This is a genomic window from Pedobacter cryotolerans (genome assembly GCF_005116475.1).
Taxonomy (GTDB): Bacteria; Bacteroidota; Bacteroidia; order Sphingobacteriales; family Sphingobacteriaceae; genus Pedobacter; species Pedobacter cryotolerans.
In genome coordinates, this window is record NZ_SWBO01000002.1 from 152,895 (window position 1) to 176,678 (window position 23,784).

17 protein-coding genes are annotated in these 23,784 nt (G+C 35.1%); 10 read left to right on the plus strand and 7 right to left on the minus strand.

Features of this window, described 5'->3' with window-relative positions:
• Positions 1-30 precede the first annotated feature (30 nt).
• From FA045_RS03740 to FA045_RS03765, 6 genes are all read right to left on the minus strand, one after another.
• Positions 31-1,593 carry a sodium:solute symporter gene (locus FA045_RS03740; protein WP_136874616.1) on the minus strand — a complete coding sequence of 521 codons (1,563 nt, stop codon included), beginning with the start codon at positions 1,591-1,593 and terminating at the stop codon, positions 31-33.
• A 202-nt stretch (positions 1,594-1,795) separates the two neighbouring features.
• Positions 1,796-5,299, minus strand: coding sequence for a malectin domain-containing carbohydrate-binding protein (locus FA045_RS03745; protein WP_136874618.1), 3,504 nt, complete (start codon positions 5,297-5,299; stop codon positions 1,796-1,798).
• A 14-nt stretch (positions 5,300-5,313) separates the two neighbouring features.
• On the minus strand, positions 5,314-8,151 hold the full coding sequence (locus FA045_RS03750; RefSeq protein WP_136874620.1) for a glycoside hydrolase family 95 protein: 2,838 nt from the start codon (positions 8,149-8,151) through the stop codon (positions 5,314-5,316).
• Positions 8,152-8,301: 150 nt separating this feature from the next.
• A complete protein-coding gene (locus FA045_RS03755) occupies positions 8,302-9,879 on the minus strand; it encodes a glycoside hydrolase family 28 protein (protein WP_136874622.1) in 1,578 nt (525 codons plus the stop codon).
• A 196-nt stretch (positions 9,880-10,075) separates the two neighbouring features.
• A complete protein-coding gene (locus FA045_RS03760; RefSeq protein ID WP_136874624.1) occupies positions 10,076-11,632 on the minus strand; it encodes an MGH1-like glycoside hydrolase domain-containing protein in 1,557 nt (518 codons plus the stop codon).
• A complete protein-coding gene (locus FA045_RS03765) occupies positions 11,632-14,385 on the minus strand; it encodes an alpha-d-galacturonidase (RefSeq protein WP_136874626.1) in 2,754 nt (917 codons plus the stop codon). Before FA045_RS03765 ends, FA045_RS03760 begins: the two co-directional genes overlap by 1 nt.
• A gap of 332 nt (positions 14,386-14,717) precedes the next feature.
• Here FA045_RS03765 and FA045_RS03770 point away from each other — a divergent pair, with 332 nt between their 5' ends.
• The 7 genes from FA045_RS03770 (at position 14,718) to FA045_RS03800 (ending at position 20,326) form a co-directional block, all read left to right on the plus strand.
• Positions 14,718-15,482, plus strand: coding sequence for an SDR family NAD(P)-dependent oxidoreductase (locus FA045_RS03770; RefSeq protein ID WP_136874628.1), 765 nt, complete (start codon positions 14,718-14,720; stop codon positions 15,480-15,482).
• A gap of 20 nt (positions 15,483-15,502) precedes the next feature.
• Entirely contained in the window at positions 15,503-16,351 is an 849-nt protein-coding gene (locus tag FA045_RS03775; RefSeq protein ID WP_136874630.1) for a fumarylacetoacetate hydrolase family protein, read from the plus strand.
• Between the two features lie 128 nt (positions 16,352-16,479).
• Positions 16,480-16,809, plus strand: a complete 330-nt coding sequence (locus tag FA045_RS03780; protein ID WP_136874632.1) for an L-rhamnose mutarotase — start codon at positions 16,480-16,482, stop codon at positions 16,807-16,809.
• A 1-nt stretch (position 16,810) separates the two neighbouring features.
• Positions 16,811-17,647, plus strand: coding sequence for an amidohydrolase family protein (locus FA045_RS03785; RefSeq protein ID WP_136874634.1), 837 nt, complete (start codon positions 16,811-16,813; stop codon positions 17,645-17,647).
• 156 nt (positions 17,648-17,803) lie between these two features.
• Positions 17,804-18,973, plus strand: coding sequence for an alpha-hydroxy acid oxidase (locus FA045_RS03790; RefSeq protein WP_136874636.1), 1,170 nt, complete (start codon positions 17,804-17,806; stop codon positions 18,971-18,973).
• A 673-nt stretch (positions 18,974-19,646) separates the two neighbouring features.
• Positions 19,647-20,039, plus strand: a complete 393-nt coding sequence (locus FA045_RS03795; protein ID WP_136874638.1) for a hypothetical protein — start codon at positions 19,647-19,649, stop codon at positions 20,037-20,039.
• On the plus strand, positions 20,039-20,326 hold the full coding sequence (locus FA045_RS03800; protein WP_136874640.1) for a hypothetical protein: 288 nt from the start codon (positions 20,039-20,041) through the stop codon (positions 20,324-20,326). The genes FA045_RS03795 and FA045_RS03800 overlap by 1 nt, the downstream gene beginning before the upstream one ends.
• A 183-nt stretch (positions 20,327-20,509) precedes the next feature.
• Here FA045_RS03800 and FA045_RS03805 read toward each other — a convergent pair whose 3' ends face one another.
• Positions 20,510-21,328, minus strand: a complete 819-nt coding sequence (locus tag FA045_RS03805) for an AraC family transcriptional regulator (RefSeq protein WP_225871269.1) — start codon at positions 21,326-21,328, stop codon at positions 20,510-20,512.
• 118 nt (positions 21,329-21,446) lie between these two features.
• Between FA045_RS03805 and FA045_RS03810 the strand changes: the two genes are divergently transcribed.
• From FA045_RS03810 to FA045_RS03820, 3 genes are read left to right on the plus strand one after another with little or no spacing between them, the layout of a single operon-like run.
• Positions 21,447-22,007, plus strand: a complete 561-nt coding sequence (locus tag FA045_RS03810; RefSeq protein WP_136874644.1) for a sugar O-acetyltransferase — start codon at positions 21,447-21,449, stop codon at positions 22,005-22,007.
• A gap of 1 nt (position 22,008) precedes the next feature.
• A complete protein-coding gene (locus FA045_RS03815; RefSeq protein ID WP_136874646.1) occupies positions 22,009-22,509 on the plus strand; it encodes a cupin domain-containing protein in 501 nt (166 codons plus the stop codon).
• 1 nt (position 22,510) lies between these two features.
• Positions 22,511-23,551: an alpha/beta hydrolase gene (locus tag FA045_RS03820; protein WP_136874648.1), complete on the plus strand. Its 1,041-nt coding sequence runs from the start codon at positions 22,511-22,513 to the stop codon at positions 23,549-23,551.
• Positions 23,552-23,784 lie beyond the last annotated feature (233 nt).

Consider the following 23,784-nt stretch of genomic DNA (forward strand, 5'->3'; position numbering starts at 1 on the left):
ATGAGATGATATTTTATTGAATTTATATTTTCAGTTATTTGATTGCTGAGATTTTAGTTTGGTTAAAAATAATCCTGTTAAGAAAATGGCTAGCGTACCTACAACAATGATCATGTTTTTGTGCAGCGGGTTTCTAAAATTTTCGTATGCTGGCGGAAGAAGGTAAGAAAAGGTCATCCAGATAATTACAACTATACCGATGATTGTGGCCAGTTTAGCTTCGTGATTTTTGGTTTGCCGACTGATGATTCCCAAAAGAAATAAACCTAACATACCAGCGGCAAAAATTCCTGAAAGTTCCCACCAAGCATCTAAAATGCTTTTTACACCTATCATGGCTATACCTGCAATCATGCCCATTAAACCAAAAACTACTGTGGCGATATGTAAAACAGATAAATTTTGCTTTTCGGTGATGTCTTTTTTGAAATACCTTCTGTAAATATCCACTGTAAAAACCGTTGCTGATGAATTCATACCAGAACTGATTGTACTCATTGCAGCTGATAAAATTGCTGAAACTATTAAGCCTACCAATCCAATTGGAATTTTTGTAACCATAAAATGAGGCATAATTTTATCGCCATAATCTGCTGGCTGTAAATTATTTTGTACAGTTAAAATTTCTGCAGCAGAGGCTGATATTGGCAACCTTTCTACAGCTACTTGATGCTTAATAGTTTCGATTAACTCTGGGTGAACCTGATAATAAGCATATAAAGCAGAGCCGATGACAAAAAATAATAAAGAAGCAGGTATATACAACCAAACACAAAGCCAAATTGATTTTGAAGCCGCTTTGCTTGATGATGCAGTATGGTAACGCTGAACGTAATTCTGATCCATACCAAAATTGTTTAGGTTGATAAAAAAACCATACAACAAGACCACCCAAAATGAGGAATTTACAAAATCTGGAGAAAAACTACCCAAGCTAAACTTACTATCTGCTTTGCCAATCTCTATCACTTTTGCCACACCACCGGGCATATTTGTGATGATAAGATATAAGATTAGCAAAGCTCCAAAAGTTTTAACAACCGCCTGCACAACTTCTGTCCAAATTACAGCTTCTATACCACCTAAAACGGTGTAAATGATAATGCAAATACCCATCACAATCATGATGATTTGCATTGAATAACCTGTTAATGCTTGCAAGCTTAGTGCTATACCAAAAAATATAGAACCCATTCTTGCCAATTGGGTTAATAAAAAACATATTACAGCATAAGCCCTTGCCCATGGCCCGAACCTATTTTCGAGATGGGTATAAGCAGATATTTCGCCAGTTGAGCGGTAAAATGGCACAAAATATTTTGCAGCAATCCATGCTGCCAATGGCATAGAAATACTGAATACAAAAGCATTCCAATTGCTGCCAAAAGCTTTACCTGGTACACCCAAAAAGGTATTGCTACTTAAAAATGTAGCGTAAATTGATAAACCTATAGCCCAACCTGGTATTAAGCCTGAGGCCTTTGTAAATTGTTCTGAATTTTTATTTTTTCGAGAAAAATAAACGCCAACTAAAATCATCCCTATTAGGTAAATGACGATTATCGCTAAATCGAGTATTGGCAGACCCTTCATTTTGTAATTGATTTATAGTTGGTTAAAGCAAATATCACTGCATAACACTAAATATTCCTATCAAATTTTAGCTAGGTATTGTATGATGTTATCTTGTTGGGTTTGAATTTATATGTTTAATTATAATACATCATACTCAATTTATTTCAGCATCCACTAAACAAGGAAGACCCTGAAATAAATTCAGGGTGACGGTCTTCTCTTACTGCACATCCAAAGCATCTATATACAATCCTTTGGTTTCAGTTGCAATAATTCTCACCAAATAACTACCCGCGTTTATCATACTGCCTGTATTGGTATTTACATAATTCCATTTCCCCTCTTTTGTTGGCATTAGTTCTAAATTTTCTGTTTTCATCAAAGTACCATCGGCTGACAAAAACTCGAGCTTAGCTTTTAAATTTTCATTAAATGGGTTATGGTATTTCAGCGTTAAAGAATAAACATCTGCAACGCCAGTAGCAATTTTAAATTCTAAAACACTATTTTCATTCTCATTAAAAACCACTCTCGCTCTGCCCATTAAATCTTTTTTCATTAGACCATTTCCTTTTAAATGTGCCTCTGTAGCTTTGTAGCTTGTAACGGTTTTTAAATCATAAGCAGGTTCTAAATTTGTTGGTGGTAAAATAGCTACCGTATACATTGCTGTATTTAAAGATTCTTCCCCTAATTTAACTTTATCGCCTTTGGCAAACCTTTTACGGTATACATTAAACTTAACACCTGCGCTATTTACCGCAACCGATTTTGTATTTTCGTAACCAGACAGCCAAGTCAGCTTAGAATTTTCATCTACCAATACAAAAACATCAGCTGATGTATTTACCTTAAAATCAATAATTTGTTTAGTTTTATTTGAAGTTCTAATCCATTCGGCTCCGTATAAATTTGAAGGCAACGAAGTAAATTCAATTTCTTCATCAGAATATTGTTTATCGCCAATATCCATCCAAGTAGATTTTTGAATTTGAGCAGATGTTTCAATAATTGAATTTTCTTGATTAGTAATTTTTAAATTTTGTTTTAAACTTGCTATCGCGATAGCAGAAATTAAAGCCTGACCAACTTTAACCTGAGGAAAGGAAATCTCCAATTTTCCAGCTTTAACAAAAACTTTAACTGTCTTTTTTAGTAGTTTATTTGTTCCAACTGCTGCCCAAATATCTAAATCTTTAATTACAGTTTTATTGTTAATTGCAATATCAAAAACCCGCATTCCTTGGCCATTTAAACCACCACCAATACCTATCCATGGCTCAATAAAGTACATTTCAACCAAATATTCTCCATCTTCAGTTATCGGAAACTGAAATTTTAATTGATCTCTTCCATACCTAAAAGATTGAAACAACTTCCAATCGGCAGTTCCATCAATCGGATCAAAAGTTCTTCTTTGACTAGCAAAAAAAGACGGAACACCCGGAAAATTAGCCGTCCATGAGCTAGAGCCATATTTATTTTTACTTGCTTGCTGATCGGCCAACCAAACATTTCCATTTTTATCTTTATAATTTGGTCCGCCAGCGTTTAAACGGTATATGTACTTGTAATTTTTAACTGGTTCTGTAATATGGTCATCCTTAACCAAAGCCCCAAAATTTGGCGATTTTGCCAAACTATTTAACACAATTACATCTTTAGCGACAGCTTTTCCATTTACATAACCAATGGCATTAAGTACATTGTATATAATATTTGGTTTATCCCATTTAAAATGTGTACCAATTCCATTCTTCGTTCTTTTGCCCAAAGATTGTCCGTTTATATCATTAAACAATTCAACTTCATCGCAATTAGAATAAACAGTTATGCTATCTTTTATACCCGGATTTGACCATCTGTTTGGCCAGGTATGTGAAACAACATAAACCATCGGTTCAGCTTCTTTTGGTGCAAAATTGCCTCTAAACATGTAAAAAACATCGGTTGGTTCTTCCCAGGGTGTGTACATTCCTTTGTAATTTACTGGACCAATTCGATCTAAATCTCGTAACCCTTCGCCACCTTGTACCCTACCCGGATTATCGTGCGAACTGTACAACCAAAAATAATGACCAGCGGTTTTATCCTTGACAGACTCTGCCAAACGCACCTTGGTTTCCATCAATTCGGTCATGTAATTTTCGGTGTGAGTTGGATTTTTAATTTGCGGATCAGCAGTATGCAAATCTAACGTTCGCCAAGCACCATATTCGCCTACCAAAACCTGTTTCTGCAAATCCTCACCATAAGTTTGCGGATTACCCCCGTAAGTTCCTGTCCAGTTTTGCGGCACATCCCAATCAGTACCTTTGCCGCCATTACAAGTGGTAACCTTACGTTGTGATGAAGCTGTGGGGTCTAAACTTCTAATCAATTCGGTACATTCTCTGGCAAAATCTTCGGGCAAAGTGCTTTCATTTTCTAAGCCCCAAAGCACTACTGATGGACTATTTCTTCTTTCCTTTACCCAATCGATTAATAAAGATTTGAAGTTTTTTCGAAACGCTGGCGTATCATACCAAATGTGGGCTGCCATTTGTGTCCAGCTTAAAATTCCGAGTTGATCCCAATAGGTTTGGTACAATAAATTGTGTGGTTGGTGCGCATCGCGAAAAGAATTGAAACCCGCCGATTTAATTTGCATAACCCTAGATTTAATTTGCTCATTACTAAACGCATGACTGTTACCTAGCAAATGCTCATACTCTGCAATTCCATTGATAAAAACTGGTTTTCCGTTTAAAAGAAACACTTTTTGGTTGGCTTTTTCGCCTATAGGCCAACTAATCCACCTAATTCCATAAGGCGTTTTTAGTTCATCAATTACTTTTCCATTTTCAATAATCGATGTTTTTAAAGTATACAAATACGGATTTTCTATAGACCACAATTTTGGGTTTTTAATTTCACCTGTTTGTTGTTTTATAACAATTTCTTGTCCGGCTGGGATAATTATTTTTTTAGACAATGCTTTTTCAATATTACCTTCAACATCAAATAATTGATTATAAATAGTGATTGTTTTTGGTTTTGCAGCATAATTTTTAACCGTTGTCGCCAAATTTAGCAAAGCTGATTTTTCAGATATTTGATCGTCGTTCCAAATATGCACACCAAAAGGTTCTATCCGAACATCGTTGGTTACAATTAAATGAACCGGACGAAAAATACCCATAGGTTGCGAGCCTTCAGAAAAACCTCGCTCGGTTGAGCAACCGCCATCAACCCAAGGTAAATCCATAATATTTGCAGGATGATCGGCTCTTAAAGCTAATAAATTATCTTGATTATTGAGTTTAATTGTCGAGGTAACATCCAAAGTAAAAGTTGTTCTTCCGCCAGCATGATAACCCACTTTTTTACCATTTAACCAAATGGTTGCATAAGAACCTACGCCTTCAAAATATAGAAAAAATTTCTTTCCAGTTTTTACTTCATTGCTTTTAAAAGTTTTACGGTACCAAGCGTAACCATGTTTGTTGCCGTGTAATTTACGCTGATATCCTCCGTACTGATCCCAATTGTGCGGTACATTTACTTTTTTCCAATCAGCCGTTTTATAATTAGTTTGTTCAAAGCCATTATTTGCATTGATATTTTTTTCATCAGCTATGCTTAACCAATTTGCATTGAGCAAAATATCTTTACGAATGTTTTGTGCAAAAATATTTATACTTAATGCAGAGCAGATTAAAAAAAACAATGCCTTTAATTTCATTTCTATTTTAGCTTTTATTGGTAGATAGACTTAGTAGATATAATTTCTAACTTTCCGTTTAAACGATAAATTTTGCCAACTTCTGTATTTAATTTAATTTCATTTTCCCCATAACGTAGCCAACAAACACCACCAACTTTCGGTAAGATTTCTATTTCATTTAATTTGCCTTCATTCCAGTTAAAATTTAGCATAAACCCGCCTCTTGCTCTAATTCCATTAACTTTACCGAAAGGCAATTCTGATGGCAATGCAGGTAAAAGTTCAATATAATCTTGATGGCTTTGAATCAACATTTCAGCTATACCTGCGGCAGCACCAAAATTACCGTCGATTTGAAAAGGCGGATGGGCATCGAACAAGTTCACATAAGAACCAGCACTGCCATTTGTAGCAGGCTTTAACAACATTTTTACCAATTTCATGGCATGTTCTCCATCTTTAAATCTTGCCCAAAAATTTATTTTCCAAGCCAAACTCCAGCCAGTAGCATCATCTCCACGGTATAATAATGATTGTTTTGCCGCTTCCATCATTTTGGCATCTTTACTCCAGGTAATGTCGCTACCAGGATAAACTCCCCATAAATGTGAAACATGACGATGTTTGTTTGTCGTATCATCTTTATCTTCTAACCATTCTTGCAATTGCTGGTATTTACCAATCTGATTAGGTGCAATCAATTTTACCTTCTCTTGTAGCGATTTTCTAAAACTTTCATCCACCCCTAAAATCTGCGAAGCTTCAATACAATTGTTAAACAATGATCTGATGATCTGATGATCCATAGTTGGACCTGCAACTAAACCACCATTTTCTGGCGAGTTAGATGGCGTACTAATTAACCAACCTGTTTTTGGGTCTCTTACTAAAAACTCTACAAAAAACTCTGCTGATTTTTTCATGATCGGATAAGCTTCGTTTCTTAAGAATTTTTCGTTTTTACTGAATAAATAATGTTCCCAAAAATGTTGCGTTAACCAAGCACCGCCAGCAACCCAAATACCATGATTGGATGCATTAATTGGTGCAGTACCGTTCCACAAATCAGTATTGTGATGTAAAACCCAACCTTTAGCGTTGTAATATTCTTTTGCGGTTTCTTCTCCTTTTACCGATAAAGCTTTGGCTTTGCTAAAAAATGGTTCGTTTAATATAGCAAGGCCAAGTACATCGGCAGGCCAATAGTTCATTTCAAAATTGATATTGGTAGTATATTTACTTCCCCATGGCGGAGTAAGCATGTCATTCCAAATACCTTGCAAATTAGCAGGTTGTGTGCCTTTACGAGAACTTGAAATCAATAAATACCTACCATATTGCATGTACAATGCTATTAATGCAGGGTCTTTTTCAGTTGCAAATTTTTCAATTCTTTGGTCGGTAGGTAACTTAGCATTGGCTGATGTGCCAAAATTTACGTTAAAAGAAGTAAAGTATTGCCCATACTCCCCTAAATGATGTTTCTTAATTAAATCATATTTTTTTCCTTCTAAATTTAACCAAGCAATATCATTGGCATTTGCCGCTCGCCCATTTACGTTAGTGTCGCTTACAAAATTTGTACCTGCGGTTAAATAGAAAATTACTTCATCAGCCTTTGCTATCACAAGATGTTGATCAACCACTTTAAGTGATCCATTTTTCACAAGAGCAGTTAATCTAGCCTCACCATTAAGTGCTCCATCCTTTACCCTTACAAAAAGTCCCAAAGTGCTATCATTTAACATTTTTGTCTCCGCATGCTGATGTACACTTGAGAGTGTAACGTCTAAAGAAACTGAATTCGGACGATCTGCTGTCATTTTCATTACTATAGCCTGATTGGGTTCACTAGCAAAGTATTCACGATTGTAATTAACCTGACCAACTGTATAAGAAGTATTTACAATAGCAGTGTTCAAATCTAAAGAACGTTTATAATTGGTGTATGTAGATTCGTGTGCAAATTTAAAGATCACATCACCAAATGGCTGGTAACTTGCTTGATATTGAGCAACTTCTGGCGGTTGGGTATTTTGGATTAGGTACCTCCATCTTTTTACTAAAGACACGCCGTTTTCAACATTTGAACCTACCGGATAAATACCGATGTGCCTTTTTGTATCCTTAAAACCAGCTATCCCGCCTTTATCAAAATAATTTAAAACTTGTATGGCAATGGTATTTGTTCCGGTTTTTATCAGCTTTGCTGGAATGGTGTATTTTCTTGCATCCAGATTATCGGTATTGCCAACCAACGTTCCGTTAATATAAGTAAAATCTTGATCTCGAATTCTATTTAAATCTAAAACTAAATCTTTTCCGTTCCAATTTGCAGGTGCTTCAAAAGTTGTTCTGAACCAAACTGCCCCGTCTACATTTGCTAAGCCAACCAGTTCCCAACCTTCGTAAGATGGAACTTGAATGGTTTTCCAAAGTTTGTCGTCGTAGTCAATTGTAGCAGGATTTCCAGTAATTCCTTTGCCCGCTTTCATTTCCAATACCCATTTTTGTCTATCCCCAGCTTCACTTTTTAGGCCCATAAATTCAGCTTCTGCTAAAGTTTCGGCTTCTTTTTGTTTGCCTTCGGCCAGTAATCTTCTTATTTCTGCTAAATGTTGTGATGCGCCTTTTCTGTTGTAATTTCTAGGTTTACCAGTCCACAGGGTTTCTTCGTTAAACTGAATTTGCTCTTGAGCAATGCCACCATAAATCATAGCACCAAGCCTACCATTGCCTATTGGCAAAGCGTCCGTCCATATTTTTGCGGGTTTATTGTACCAAAGGCGATGATCGTTTTGGGAAAATCCATAATTATAGCTAGAAAAGATTAGGAATAGCACAATGATGTATTTGGTTGAAGATTTCATTAGCATATTGATTTTCATTGTAAACTTTTCTTAGCCATCTCGTCCTGCTGAATTTATTTCAGCATCTTCCCTGCAAGAAAGACCCTGACCTGTAGCGAAGCGGAAAGCTACGCAGTAAAATAAATTCAGGGTGACGACTGCCCCCAAGGATTACTTATCTCCCGAAATTACTTTCACTTCTTCCTTAACATCCTCTTCTTTTTTAATCGGCATTTTTGCATTTCTAAAGTTATTATTGCCTAAACTTATATTTTTTGTTTCTGCACCGCTTAAACGCAAATAAATTCCAGTACCAGAAAAAGGGTTTGAGTTGTAAATGAAAGCATCGTTTACATTTTTCAAATCTAAAATTGGCGAATTAGCCAATGGCGAATAACTTTTTACATTATCAATAGTTAGGTTATTCACTTTGTTGGCTTTAATTGCTGCACCAATTTCTGTGTTAATTTGCACATTATGAAATTCAATTCGATTAGAATTTGAAATATCAAAGCCAGATTTTGCATCTAAATTGATATCGCTAAAGGTGATATTTTCTATTGGCATTTCTTCTAAACCATTTAAAAAAGCAGCCTGATTTACTTGTCCCGTAATATTGCTAAAATGTATATTTCTAAATCTTGGTGTTCGTTCAGAAACAGGCTCAACTGTAGTTTTTGCATATTGTAAATCCAACACAATCGCCTGATCTCTAATGTTTTTCATTACAATATTACTCACTCTAATTTCTTCAACAATTCCTCCTCTTCCTCTAGCCGATTTAATTCTTATCCCGCGATCGGTACCATCAAAAACACAGTTCGAAATGGTTATTTTTCTTACATCGCCACTCATTTCGCTGCCAATTACCACACCACCATGGCCTGATAACATGGTACTATTAGTAATGGTATAATTTTCTGCAGGCGTTGCCATTTTTCTACCGGGTGCATCTTTGCCCGATTTAATGGTAATGCAATCATCGCCAACACTAATGTGGCAATCAGAGATATGTACATTTTTACATGATTCTGGGTTGATACCATCTGTGTTAGGGGCATTTTTAGCCGGATTAAATATGGTTACCCCATATATTTTTATGTTTTCACAAAACTGCGGATTGACCGTCCAAAAAGGAGAATTTTGAATGGTAATACCTTCTATGATAATGTTTTTGCTATGCATAAATTGAATAAAAGGTGGACGTAAAAAACCACGTTTCATTTGTTTTGGGTCATCTGGCAAAAGAATGTCTTTATTCAAATCATCAAATGTGTGTTGCCATTTTGAACGTTCTTGCCCTTCTTTGTAACCCTCTACAAAATCCCACCATTTTTTGCCATGTCCATCTATTAATCCGCGACCTTTAATGGCAATATTTTCTGCTTTATACGCATAAAAAAGTGGTGAAAAGCTAGTTACATCAACACCTTCGTAACGACTTTTTACCATTGGCAAATAATCATCAAAATTATCGCTAAAATGCAATTCGGCACCAGCATCTATTAAAATGGTAATGTTACTTTTTAAATGTATCGGACCAGTTAAATATTTACCTGCCGGGAAATAAATAGTACCTCCGCCCTTTTTTACTGCAGCATCAATTGCATTTTTAATGGCTGTTGTGGCTAGTTTGCTACTATCATTTTTCGCACCATATTTAAGCACGTTATAGTAATCTTGCGCATTGGCGGATGAAAATGACAGAGCGATAATTGTTATGACCAGAGACTTTATGATGTTTTTCATTTTATTTCTTTTTTTACGTTTTGTCATCTTGAGCTTGTCGAAGGATCTCTAATTATGAATTCTTCATTCGTCATTGCAAGTCTCGATTTTTAATCAAGGCGAAGCAATCTTTCTAGCTATAAACTTGCAGGAAAGATTGCTTTCCCGAAAAGTCGGGACTGGCTGTTGTTCCTCCTCGCAATGACGAAAAAATTTATTAATTCATCGCTACTTTAACAGGTTTTAAACTATTCATTTTATGCAGCAATTTACCATCTACATAAATTTTGAAACCTTTACCTTTGTTATATTTTTTACCTGTTTTATCCCACAATAAAGTAATGATTTTATCATGATAAGAAATATTGTCTAACATAAACCAATCCCATTTTCCTTTTGGTATTAGCGGATAAATTTCCAAAACATCGTCAGCACGAGGTTTAAAACCAATTAAATCATTAATTACCAAATCGGCAAAGGTAGAGTGGTTATAAAAACTACTTCGTGGATTATCGCCTTTTAGCCATTCACCGTTTTTCTCATCTTGGTATTCGCCAATATAAGGTTTACCATTTTTAGTATGCGATTTTGCATATTTTTGCAATTCGTTATAAAAAACAGTTGGTGTCATTTTACCATGGTTTTTATAGTTAACCAATAAATTCGATAATCCTTTTAGGGTTTGCGAGGTTGCAAAAGGCCATAAAGCACCATCCCATTCACAACTGTGACCAGAGCCACGCGTTCTAAAAGTGGGTTCTCTCCTTTCGGCGGTGGTTAAACCCCAAGGTGCATTAAATCCGCCAGTATCTAACAATTGATCCCAAGCTTTGGCATAAACTGCTTTATCATCAGGCAAATTAAAATCCCAAGGAATAAAACCAATGGCTTCACGAGCATTTGCCAAGGTATTTGTTTTGGCTAATTTAGTTTTAAAAAATAAATGTTTAGAATCCCATAAACTATCTTGAACCAGATTTTTAAGGGCATCTTGCTTTACTTGATATTTATTTTTTAAGGTTTCATTACCCAACAAAGTTGAGATATTTACCAAAGCCTTAGCGTTGGCATACATGTAACTACTGATGGTTGGCCTTCTATTTTCATCCTTTCTAGAACCACTTACCGATTCTTCCATTCCATCCTTTACATCATGTTGCCAAAATAAACCACTTTTCAATTTTCTTTCTGCTTCCCATTTTTCATAATCTGCATCTAAATCTGGTAAAATTGATTTTAGAAAATTAGCATCAGGTTTTACCAAATAATTTTGATAAACGGCATCGTCTACCCAACTGCTAAATTGATGAAAACGAGGTTTGGTTTGGCCAACATCTGCTTTATATAACCAAAAATTAATGTATTCTTTTAAATAGGTATTATTTTTTAACCACCTACCTTCGTAAATATGGTGTCCTAAAGCACAGCTGATGGAATTATGTTTGCCACCATGTTTTACAGGCTCAATAAATTCCGTAAAAATGAAACCATCAGGAGTTTTAACTAAATGTTTACGAAAAGACCACCAACGGTAATAATAATTCTGTTCAATTATTTCATCAGGGCAATCTAACAACGGAATATTTGCAGCTAGAAAATCAAAAGCTTGAGCATTAGGCACAAAATTCTTAACCGCTTCATCATCAATACTATTGAAATAGTTAACATACTTATTTAGTTTTTCGGCACCCAGCATCGTTTTCTCTTGCGAAAAAGCAGTTACCGTTAAAAGTAAGGCCAACAGGGTTGATAAAAAATATTTTTCTCTTTTCATTATTCAAATAACCAATCTATATCCCTACCTCTACCATCAAGCCCAGCGTTAAAAATTCTAAATTCTTGTTTATCATCTATAAAACCAAGTACCAAACAAGCTCCTTTATTAATGGTTAAAGTATGTTTTCCGGCTGCAAATGAATAGGCATGAACATTAACAGGTGGAAATCCATTTATAATTATTCCGTTAGCAATTTTAATTTCAGATTGACCGTAATTATTTGCACTTGCATCTATTTCTAATTGCGGAGCAGGAGCATATTTTGGATTTTTCTCATTGAAATAACCCACCAATAACTTAACAGGATTTTTTGTACTAAACTTGATTTCAGTTCCATTAATAATTTGGCTTTTCATCGCTAATTGAACTGCTTTTAAACCATCTAACTTTTCTGTAACTTCTTTAATTTGAGAAGTGGTATCACTAAAAACAGTTGCGGCTTTAGCAACTTGATAAGTTAAATTTGGAGAAATTAGCTGCACATCAGCGTTTTGAAAAGGAATAACTTTAACAACAGCACCAGGTTTTACGGATTTTAAAGAGTCTATACTTTTTTTGAAATGATTTAACTCTTGCGTAAAAACAGGCAACATTTCTTTCCAATGAATAAAAGTTTTGTCGACACCACGCATTGGAATTTTACGCTGTTTAGTTTGCATACTATTGGCATATAAATATTCATCTTCAGTAAGTTTTACTAAATCAGCATAAAAATTTACACTTTTTTCTAATGATGGTAAAGCTTTTTCCAAATCCTCAACATTGTTAGAATATTTATATCTTAAAATCCACAAGGCACTTTTTACCTTCTCAGCATAAAAATTAGCCATGGCATCATAACAATACATGTCATTTTTTAAACGCCTAAATTCTTCTTTGTCTTTGGTAATAGTTGCTGATGCCTGATTAATCGAAGCTAAAGCCTTTTTACTATGCTCTACCACTTCTCTTGCAATTTGAACTGGGGTTTCGCCAATGTGACCTTGTTTATTCCATTCTTTTTCTGCGTATTCAATAATCATTTCGCCTTCCGGAGCTTCAGATTCATACATTAGGGTAAACAAATTATAGCGGTAAGGATTAATTAATTGGGTCATCAACATTCCTAAGGTTAAGGTTTGTCTATTGCCATCAGTAATGCCATAACGTCTCAATAATTTTGGTGAAACTTCTCCACTTTCTTCGTAAGCATTTAAAATGGCCTTGCCTGCATTTAAATCTGTACCAAATTTATCTGCCAGTTGAGCGCCCCAATAATTAATTTCTTTAGTTCTATCGCGATAAGGATTCCAAGCATATCTTGCCCATTCTTTATACCAAATCCAATCTCTATCTACTTGCAATTGTCTTTCAACAATTTTATCGGCAGTATAAGGCCAATCCCAATAACCAGATTGAGGGTACAAATGCAAACCTTTAGCACCGTAAATTTTATCCATCGCTGTAACAGATTTCTGGATAAAACCTGCAGAACCATACCTAAAAGGCTCTAAGTTGGCTAAAATATGAACATTAGAAATATTCATGGTACCTATTTTACTTAAGGTTCTATTTAATTCGGCCCACGCACCACGAGGTTCGTAAGTGGTTAAAGCTTCTCCATTAAATTTGTTTTCGGTGTATAAATTTTTATAAATTGGTAAGGCGGCTTCCATCACTCCTGGTGCATAAGTATCGTGAGCCCGTAAAACGATAGGTGGTTCTTCTTTAATTCCAGCAGCCTTTAAACCATCTTTAACACCCGGAATAATTGTTTTGGTAAACCAATCTATATCATCCTGACCAACACCTTCCATTGCTTCGCCTAAAGCAACCATTATACCTACATTTGGATATTTTTCTACAAATGCCGCAATAGATTTTCTGGTATAATCTGCAATTAGAGGTATTATTGGTCTATTTCTATCTTGGGTTTTTAAGTTATGTTTTTCGGCAAATGGTTTCGGAATTAAAATATTGTAAAACATTTGAATTACCCAAATTCCTCTTTTATCAGCCTCTGCTGTTAAAAAACGAAACATTTCTTCGTTCTTTTTAAAAGTCGCTTCATCAACTTCTAAAGCGTAAGGATAATCTTTAAGCTTTACCAAAGAAGAAAAAGGATGACCATTCCATAAATACAGCGAATTAAAACGGTTCTCAACCATCATATCTAAATACTGGATCCAAAGATTTTTATCGTAAAACCAAGGGAAACTTTCTGGCGTGTAAGGATATTCATACACATCTCTACCGGGTAAATAATCTGGTTTTTGCAAACCAATGCATGTACCTCTCAAAACCATGTGAGGCTTATCAACCGAATTTAATTGATTTGGAATTTGATTTTTGTTAGCTGCGATCTTCTCTTCCAAATCTATACAACTATACAAAGTTCCAGATTGATCTGCACCAATTAAGTAAAGTGTTCCGTCTTTATCATGTGCAATTGCATATCCTTCTTTTCCAGCAGTTGCTGCTTTATTTTTAATGGTTTGAGGAAAAAATTTGGCAAAACTCTGATCTGTTGCTGTACCAATTACAATTGCAGATTTTCCTTTTTGAAATTTAGTTTTACTATCAATTACCGTAAGCTTTACAGCATATCCAAATTTGCTTAAATTGCTCATCAATCGCTTTGCGCCAAATAAAGCTCTTTGTCCGCTTTGCGATGAAACATAGATTGTTTTTTGCTCTTTTTGCAAAGGTTTTGCTAAAGAAAAAGTTGGAGCAATTAATAACAAGGAAATAAAAATCAGAAAATTTCTCATTCAATTAGGTTCAATTGTTTAATTCATTTTTAACAGAATTAAACTATATTTGGTTATAAAATTATTTAAATATAAAAATAATATTCAAATATAAGTATTACAAGAGTTCAATTTTGTAACATTTTTACAAATTACTATACTATTTTAGTAAATGGAATTTTGTAACAAGAAAGTGAACGCAGATGCCAACATTGCATAATTTTTTGGCAACTTGATATAATTAAAGGTGTAGTTTTACTATTTTATTTGTAAAGCGAATCAAATTTGAATTTAGATATCCATAGTTTAGATAAACTAGCTATCGCAATAAAAAAATATTAACCAATATAAATATGTTTTCATTAAACGGTAAAAAGGCAATTGTTACTGGCGCAGGAAGTGGAATTGGGCAAGCTATCGCAACAATTTTAGCAAAACAAGGCGCCGAAGTTCATATTATAGAATTAGGTTTAGAGCAAGCATCAGCTACGCTAGAAAAAATAAAAACAACAGGCGGTACTGCTTATAGTTATGCATGTGATGTTGCCAATCATAAAGATGTTTTAGCCACATTCAGTAAAATTGGCAAAATTGATATACTGATTAACAACGCTGGCATTGCACACGTAGGCAAAGTAGATACCACTTCAGAAACCGATTTTGACAGGGTGATGAACGTAAATGTAAAAGGGGTGTATAATTGTTTGCATGCTGCTATCCCGCAGTTGCGGATAAATGGTGGTGGTGTAATTATCAACATGGCTTCTATTGCCGCATTAATTGGTTTGCCAGATCGTTTTGCCTATAGCGCAGCAAAAGGGGCAGTAAAAGCAATGACCATGAGCGTGGCAAAAGATTACATTAACGATAATATTAGATGTAATTCTATTTCACCAGCAAGAGTACATACGCCATTTGTTGATGGATTTTTACAGAAAAACTATCCAGATAACATCGAAGAAATGTTTGAGAAATTATCAAAATCTCAGCCAATTGGCAGAATGGGCAAACCAGAAGAAGTTGGTGCTTTAGCTCTATTTTTATGTAGCAACGAAGCTTCGTTTATAACCGGTTGCGATTATCCGATAGATGGTGGGTTTACAACTTTAAATAATTAAATTATACAAAATTTTATACAATGAAATTAATACGATTTGGCGAAGCTGGAGCAGAAAAACCAGGAGTTATTATTAACGAAACTTACTACGATGTTTCTAGTTTAGTTAGTGATTATGATGAAAATTTCTTCGCTGGTGATGAAATAAACAAATTAGCAGAATCTATAAAAACTGCTGATTTACCAATAGTAGAAAAAAATGTGAGGTTGGGTGCAGCTTTGGCAAGACCATCGAAAATTATCTGTGTTGGTTTAAATTACAAAGACCATGCAGCAGAAACAAATGCTGCTATACCAACAGAGCCAATTTTGTTTTTTAAAGCCACTACTGCTATTGTTGGCCCTAATGACGATTTAGAAATACCAAAAAATAGCGTAAAAACAGACTGGGAAGTTGAATTAGCAGTTGTAATTGGCAAAAAGGCTAAATATGTTTCAGAAGCTGATGCGTATAACCATATTGCTGGTTATGTTTTGCACAATGATTATAGCGAACGTGAGTTTCAATTAGAACGAAACGGGCAATGGGTAAAAGGAAAAAGTGCAGATACTTTTGCTCCTATAGGGCCATTTATTGCTACACCAGATGAAATTGAAGATGTTCACAATCTTCGCCTATGGCTAACTGTAAATGGTAAAACTTTACAAGATGGAAATACCAGCAATCTGATTTTTAATGTACCGTTTATGGTTTCATACATCAGTCAGTTTATGACCTTGTTGCCAGGCGATGTGATTACAACAGGTACGCCAGCTGGAGTAGGCTTAGGGCAAAAACCTACACCTTGGTATTTAAAACCTGGTGATGTAGTGGAACTAGGAATTGATGGCTTAGGTAGCAGTAAACAAAATGTAAAGGCTTATTCGTAGGTATCGTTTTGTCATTCCGAGGCACAGCTTGTTCCGATTAGTCGGAAAGGAATCTCTTAGAGATCCTTCTCCGCCGCGGCGGATCTGGATGACAAATTAACTTTAAAATCTAAAATCGTAAATCAAACATGGATAGATATTGTTTTACCCTCGATCTAAAAGAAGACAAAAAATTAATTGATACTTACAAACAGTACCATCGTTCTGTTTGGCCAGAGGTTAAAGATAGTTTACGAGATGCTGGAGTAATTAATTTAGAAATCTATCTGGTAGCCAATCGCTTATTTATGATTATGGAAGTTGATGATGACTTTACTTTTGAAGCTAAAAACAAAGCAGATTTGGCCAATGCCAAAGTTCAGGAATGGGAAAAACTGATGTGGAACTTCCAACAAAAATTACCTTGGGTAAAAACCGGAGAAAAATGGGTAATGATGGATCAAATATTTGAATTATAAGATGATAGACAGTCACGTTCATTTTTGGAATTTCGACCCGGTAAGAGACAATTGGATTACGGAAGACATGGGTATTATCAGAAATGATTTTATACCGAATGATATTTTAAGCACTTATCAGGAAATTGGCATGGAAGGTTGCATTGCCGTACAAGCCAACCAAAGTGAATCAGAAACTCAATTTTTGCTAAATCTTGCAGCAGAAAATCCAGTTATTAAAGGTATTGTAGGCTGGACAGATTTAAAAGCAGAAAACTTAGCAGAGCGATTAAAACATTGGAAAAAATTTAACTTAATAAAAGGTTGGCGACACGTTTTACAAGCAGAACAAGATGACTTTATTTTAGATGATCGCTTTGCAAAAGGTGTAAAAACTTTAGATAAATTTGGTTACACTTACGATTTGTTGTGTTACCATACCCAGCTAAAAGCAATTATTAAATTGGTTGATAAATTACCTGAGCAACCTTTGGTTTTAGATCATTGTGGTAAACCAGATGTAAAAACACAAGCGCTAAAAAGTTACGAAGAAAATATTAAAACACTTGCGCAAAACCCTCAGGTAAGCTGTAAAATTTCTGGTTTATTAACCGAAGCAGATTGGCTAAACTTTACAGAAAAACAAATCTTTAGCTGCTTCGACATTGTATTTAAATACTTTGGCGTAGATAGAATATTATATGGCAGCGATTGGCCAGTAGTTTTAGTCAGCAGACCATATACAGATTGGTTTAATTTGGTACAGAAATATGTTGCGCAGTTTAGTGAGGAAGATAAAATGAAGATTTTTTGTGGAAATGCAGAAAGGTTTTATAGCCTCACAGTTTTGTCATCCTGATCCGCCGCGGCGGAGAAGGATCTCTATAAATTAATTCATTACATGAGATTCCTCGTTCCTCGGAATGACAAATTTTCTAAACACACCCCATAGTACAGGATGCGAAATTTAACATAAAACAATAATTTTCCATTTCCAAAAGCATAACCAAATACAATGAGCAAAAAAATCACCTTCCCATACAATTCTCAATACCCATCTGTGGCCGATTTAAGGCGCAAAGCAAAGTCGCGTATCCCAAAATTTGCATTTGATTATTTAGAAGGTGGTTGTAACGAAGGTTTAAATTTAGCCAGAAATGAAAATGATTTCGATGACATTTTATTAAAGCCAAACTACCTTAGGGTTGGTGGCGAGATTGATATGTCGGTAGAATTATTCGGAAGAAAATACAGTGCTCCTTTTGGCATTTCGCCGATTGGTTTGCAAGGTTTAATGTGGCCAAATGCGCCTGAAATTTTAGCCAAAGCAGCAGCTAAAGCAGATATTCCTTATACACTAAGCACCGTTTCAACAAGCAGCATCGAACGCATTGCCGAAGTTTCTGAAGGTAAAGCTTGGTTTCAATTGTATCACCCTACAGAAAACAGGCTGCGAGATGACATTTTAAATCGTTTAAAAGCAGTAGAATGCCCTGTCTTAGTTGTTTTGGTAGATGTACCCGCATTCGGTTTAAGGTACAAAGAAATTAAAAGTGGTCTATCTATTCCACCAAAAATGTCTATCAATAATATTTTGCAGGCATTTGCCCGTCCGCTTTGGGGCATTAAAACTTTACAGCACGGTATCCCCTCTTTTGCAACCCTAAAACCTTACATGGAAAAAGGAATGGACATGAGCCAGCTTGGTCAGTTCATGAACAGAACTTTTACCGGCAAAGTAGATATCGAAAAAGTTCAAGCTATCCGCGATATTTGGAAAGGCCCTTTAGTTTTAAAAGGCATTGCTACCGATGAAGATATGCAAGCCGCCATCCAAATTGGTGTAGATGGCGTAATTGTATCTAACCATGGTGGTCGACAAATTGATGCTGGGGAATCATCTATCAAATCTTTAATTAAATTAGCCAACAATCCAGCTTACAAAGGCAAGCTCAAAATTATGTTAGATGGTGGTATTCGCTCTGGTGTAGATTTGGCTAGAGCACATGCCGTAGGTTCAGAGTTTAACTTTATGGGCAGGCCATTTATGTATGGCGTTGGTGCGTTGGGCAACGAGGGTGGCGAACATACCATCAATATGTTTAAAACACATTTGTATCAGATTATGCAGCAATTAACCATTGAAGGTGTAGCTCAGTTTAAAGATAGGTTGATTGAGAAATAAACATTTTGTCATCCAGATCCGCCGCGGCGGAGAAGGATCTCTAATCATGAGATTGTTTTCAGAACTGTAAGACATCTTGTTTATAGAGATTACAATCTAAATATATTAATCATAAAAACGGCTATCTAATTAGCATATCTTACTAGTTTTTATGGTTGGTGCAATAGTACTGCGTTGATTTTTATAGTTCTTTTTTGTAAACGAATGGCAGTTTTTCATAGCTGCTTCCCTCCTGCTATCGCCTATAGCCTTGTTCGTGCCTCACCGCGGGCTATTTGGCTCTATCAGGTTTGGTTTACGCAGGTTTTTGCTGCTATTGAAGCTGGGCATGGCGAATAAATAAAATTTAGTGGCACTTTCAACAGCAACAATTTGTTAAAAATACAGAAAAATAGGTACACGTAAACCTGTTTATGAGCTGTAGTTTACCATAAAAGTTTATCTCAAATTATTTGCAAAGCTCAATAACTCTTTGTTACATTTGATCATTATCGTTTTTTTCACATTAAATAATCAATTGAAAATTAAACTATTAAAAGCGTGTATAATCGTTTATACACGGATATATGCGAAATTTAAAAATTGTGTTTAAACTATATTTAGACCATAATTTTATTTTTAGATTGCGCATATAAGTAAGTTATGCGGCATTTTAAAATGAAACACACTACCAATGACAACAAAACGGTATGACATATTTCTTGAAGACCTAAAAATCGGTACGACTGAACTTGAAAAAGCAGACGCACCAATGGGAGTTGTATTTGGACAAATACAGTTTAACAATATTATTTCCGGGTACGACTTTTTTAAAAAATATTGCTTTGAAAACAACATTGAATTAGCTGACGACTATCCAGAAGACAAGTTAATATCAACTCGAACAATTGAGAACTTAAAAGTTGTAAACGAAAACGGAATTGAAATTAAAGGAATAGGAAATCAAATAAGTGGAATGGATGAAGACGAATTTGAAATTACATTGGAAGGAGTAGCTTATCCATTTTTTGAAGAAGAATTCCCTCAACACGTTAAATCGTACAACGAACAATTCAAAGAAAGCTAATGATGACAGACACAATATTAGAAATTGGGATTGACTACAAAGAACGTTTATTTGTTATACCGAAAACTGAAATATTTGAGTTTATTTATAGAGACGCATCAGGTGTTAATTGGGACATCAATGGACAATTCCTTTATTCACCCAAACCAACAGAAATGACCTATTTTGATTGGTTTAGGCAAATTTTGTTAGCCACAAAAGGCGAATATGGATGTGAACTTAAAATAACAAGTGAGACTAATTGGACAAATATTCCGAATGAATTAAAAAATCAAATATGCGGATAGTAGAAAAGCGACCGCATAACAAGGGTTTGCCAAAATGGGGGCAGAAGTGCTAAATTGAACTTTTGTAATACTATCAACTTTTGTGGTTTAATGAACATTTGTACTTCTAATCCCCCACTTCGGCAAGCCCCAAACCGTTAGTGGAAACCATACCAAATAGACCGCATAACCAACATTCACAAACTAATTAACCCGATTTCTAAACTCACTCGGACTTACACCCAAAAGTTTCTTCACATACCTTGTAAAAAAAGAACGGCTTGAAAAATCCATTTCATCGGCAATTTCGGAAATGTTTAGTTCTTTGTTTTGCAACAAAAGCAATATCCGTTCTTTGGCATAACGCTGTATCCATTCCGAAGCGGTAATTCGGGTATTTACTTTGCAAATATAATTGAGGTATTTGGGTGTAATGTTCAGCTTATCACTGTAAAACCGCACTTCTCGTTCTTTCATACAATGTAGTTGAACCAATTGCAAAAACCGTTCATACAAAGTTCCGCTTTGCAAACTGCGTTTTCGCCTGTCGAGTTCATCTTCAAAAATGTGCCACATTTCCAATAAGAAAATTTGCATCTGGAGCTTCAACATTTCTTCGTAAAAACGGTGGTTTGTTTCTTGCGATTTATTGTACAACAATTGAAAATTTTTTAAGATTTTCTCTTTGTCTTCTTTTTCAGGATGCAAAATAGGGTTTTCTTTAGAATGGATGTAACTATCAATACTTGCGTTTGCATTTGGTAAATTTTTGGTCAATAAATCACTATCTACAAACAATATTGTTGCTTTAAAATTTGATGAAAAAGACAGGTCTGAAATGGAAAGCCCAGCCAACCAAAAAATAAATTCGCCTTTTTTGCAATGGAATTGCCTTCCATTGAAACTAAATTTTACCGTTCCGCTTTGGCAATAAATATGAGTATGAAACCGAGTTTGAAAATCAACTGGAAATTGAGCTGTTGATGCAGTTTTGTACAAGATAACTTTTTGATTTTCTGCCATATTTATCCAAATTAAAAATTTGAAAGCAAAAATAGGTAATATTTAACATTAATTACGTTATAAATGTAACAAAACACCTTTCAATTTCTTTTAACTTTGCAGTATTAATTTAAGAATAATGCAGTCAACAGATATTTTTGAAAGATTACAAAACGGAGAAACCATTTCTTCAAACGATGCTGAAGCGTACAAAATGCGTGAAGCTTCTTTTGCTACAAAAGCATTGTTGCTAAAGATGAACAACACCGCAAATCCTGATGAAATCAGAGAAATATTAAGTGAAATTACAGCAACAGAAATTCACGAAAGTGTAACCATTTTTACGCCTTTGTACATCAATTACGGAAAACACACCAAAATCGGTAAAAACGTATTCATCAATTTTGATTGTGTATTTCTGGATTTAGGTGGAATTATTATCGAAGACAATGTACAGATTGCACCCAAAGTAAGTTTGCTTACCGAAAGTCATCCGCTAAATCCTAACGAAAGACAATCGCTAATTCCGAAACCTATTCACATCAAAAAAAATACGTGGATTGGTGCAAATGCAACCATTTTGCAAGGTGTTACGATTGGCGAAAATGCGATTGTAGCGGCAGGTTCGGTAGTTTCAAAAGATGTTCCAGACAATGCAGTTGTGGGCGGAATTCCTGCAAAAATTATTAAAGAATTATAATATGAAAATATCACAAATCACATTTGCAATCATCGCATCAACAATGATGTTGGCTTGCAATCAAAATCAAGAAAAAATGAAAACAAATACAAGCGAACTAACAGAAATTTTTCCAAAAGGTGAAAAAGGTACAAACGATTTATTTACAGGAAACGCTTATCCAACAGCTTTGGTAGATGCAGATAGTGTTTACAATACTTTAGTTGGTAACGTTTATTTCGAGCCTGGAGCAAGAAGCAATTGGCATAGTCATCCTGCTGGTCAAATTTTGATTATTACTGATGGAATTGGCTACCATCAAATAGAAGGAAAAGAAATTGAAATTATTAAAAAAGGAAGCGTTGTAAAATGTCCGCCAAATGTACGTCATTGGCATGGAGCAAGTGCTGATGTGGGTTTACAACAATTGTACATCATTCCAAAAACTGACAAAGGAATTGTAGAATGGAACGAAGCGGTAACGGATGAACAATATTCAATTAAAAAATCAAATGAAAAATAAGATGGAAAGAGTAGCAATTATAGCAATCGTATTTCTGATGACTATTGGACAAAGCTTTGCACAAAATAAAAATTCAAAGAAAATGAATACACCAAAAGAACATTATACATTTCAGTTAAGCAGCAAAGTTACACGTCAAAAAGTAACTTTCAAAAACCGATATGGCATAACGCTTTCAGGCGATTTGTATCTTCCAAAAAATGCTGGTAAAGAAAAATTATCTGCTTTGGCAATCAGCGGACCTTTTGGAGCTGTAAAAGAACAATCGTCTGGTTTGTATGCTAACCAAATGGCGGAACGTGGTTTTGCGGTTGTTGCATTCGACCCATCGTACACAGGCGAAAGTAGTGGAGAACCGAGAAATTTGGCATCGCCAGAAATTAATACTGAAGATTTTAGTGCGGCAGTTGATTTTTTAGGACTTCAAAAAAATGTGAGTAGAGAAAAAATCGGCGTCATCGGAATTTGTGGATTTGGAGGTTTTGCCCTAAACGCAACTGCGGTTGACAAACGCATAAAAGCCGTTATAACTTCCACAATGTACGATATGACCAGAGTAATGTCGAAAGGTTACAATGATGAGGTAACGTTGGAACAACGCTCAAAAATGTTAGAACAATTAGGCGAACAACGTTGGAAAGATGCAGAAACAGCAACATTTGCTTATGGACCAGAAGGAAACAAAGCATTAAATGACGATGCTCCACAGTTTTTAAAAGATTATTATGACTACTACCGAACTGAAAGAGGATTTCACGAGCGTTCGGTAAATTCAGGAAATTCTTGGACAGCAACTACGCCTTTAGCATTTATGAATATGCCTATCCTGACATATATCAGAGAAATTTCGCCAAGACCGGTTTTAATTATTGCAGGCGAAAAAGCTCATTCAAGATATTTCAGTGAAACCGCATTTCAAAACGCCAATGAACCAAAAGAATTAATCATCGTTCCAAACGCTGTTCACGTAGATTTATATGATAAAATAGATGTAATTCCGTTTAACAAAATGGACACTTTTTTTAAAACGAATTTGAAATAGAAGATTAGTAAAACAAAGGGAATTCGTTAACAAGGTATTTTGAAAAGCATGGTTAAAATGTAAACTTCGGCTTTTGTGATTCTGTAAGACTTTTATCAATTAGCTAACGGATTGCTTTGATTGCTCTGCATTCGCCAATATCTAAAATCACAACAATTTATCATACTTCCCTCCCCAAAACCACAACCTTAAATCTCTAGCCCCGATATAAGCGAAAATCCTTTTATTAAAAA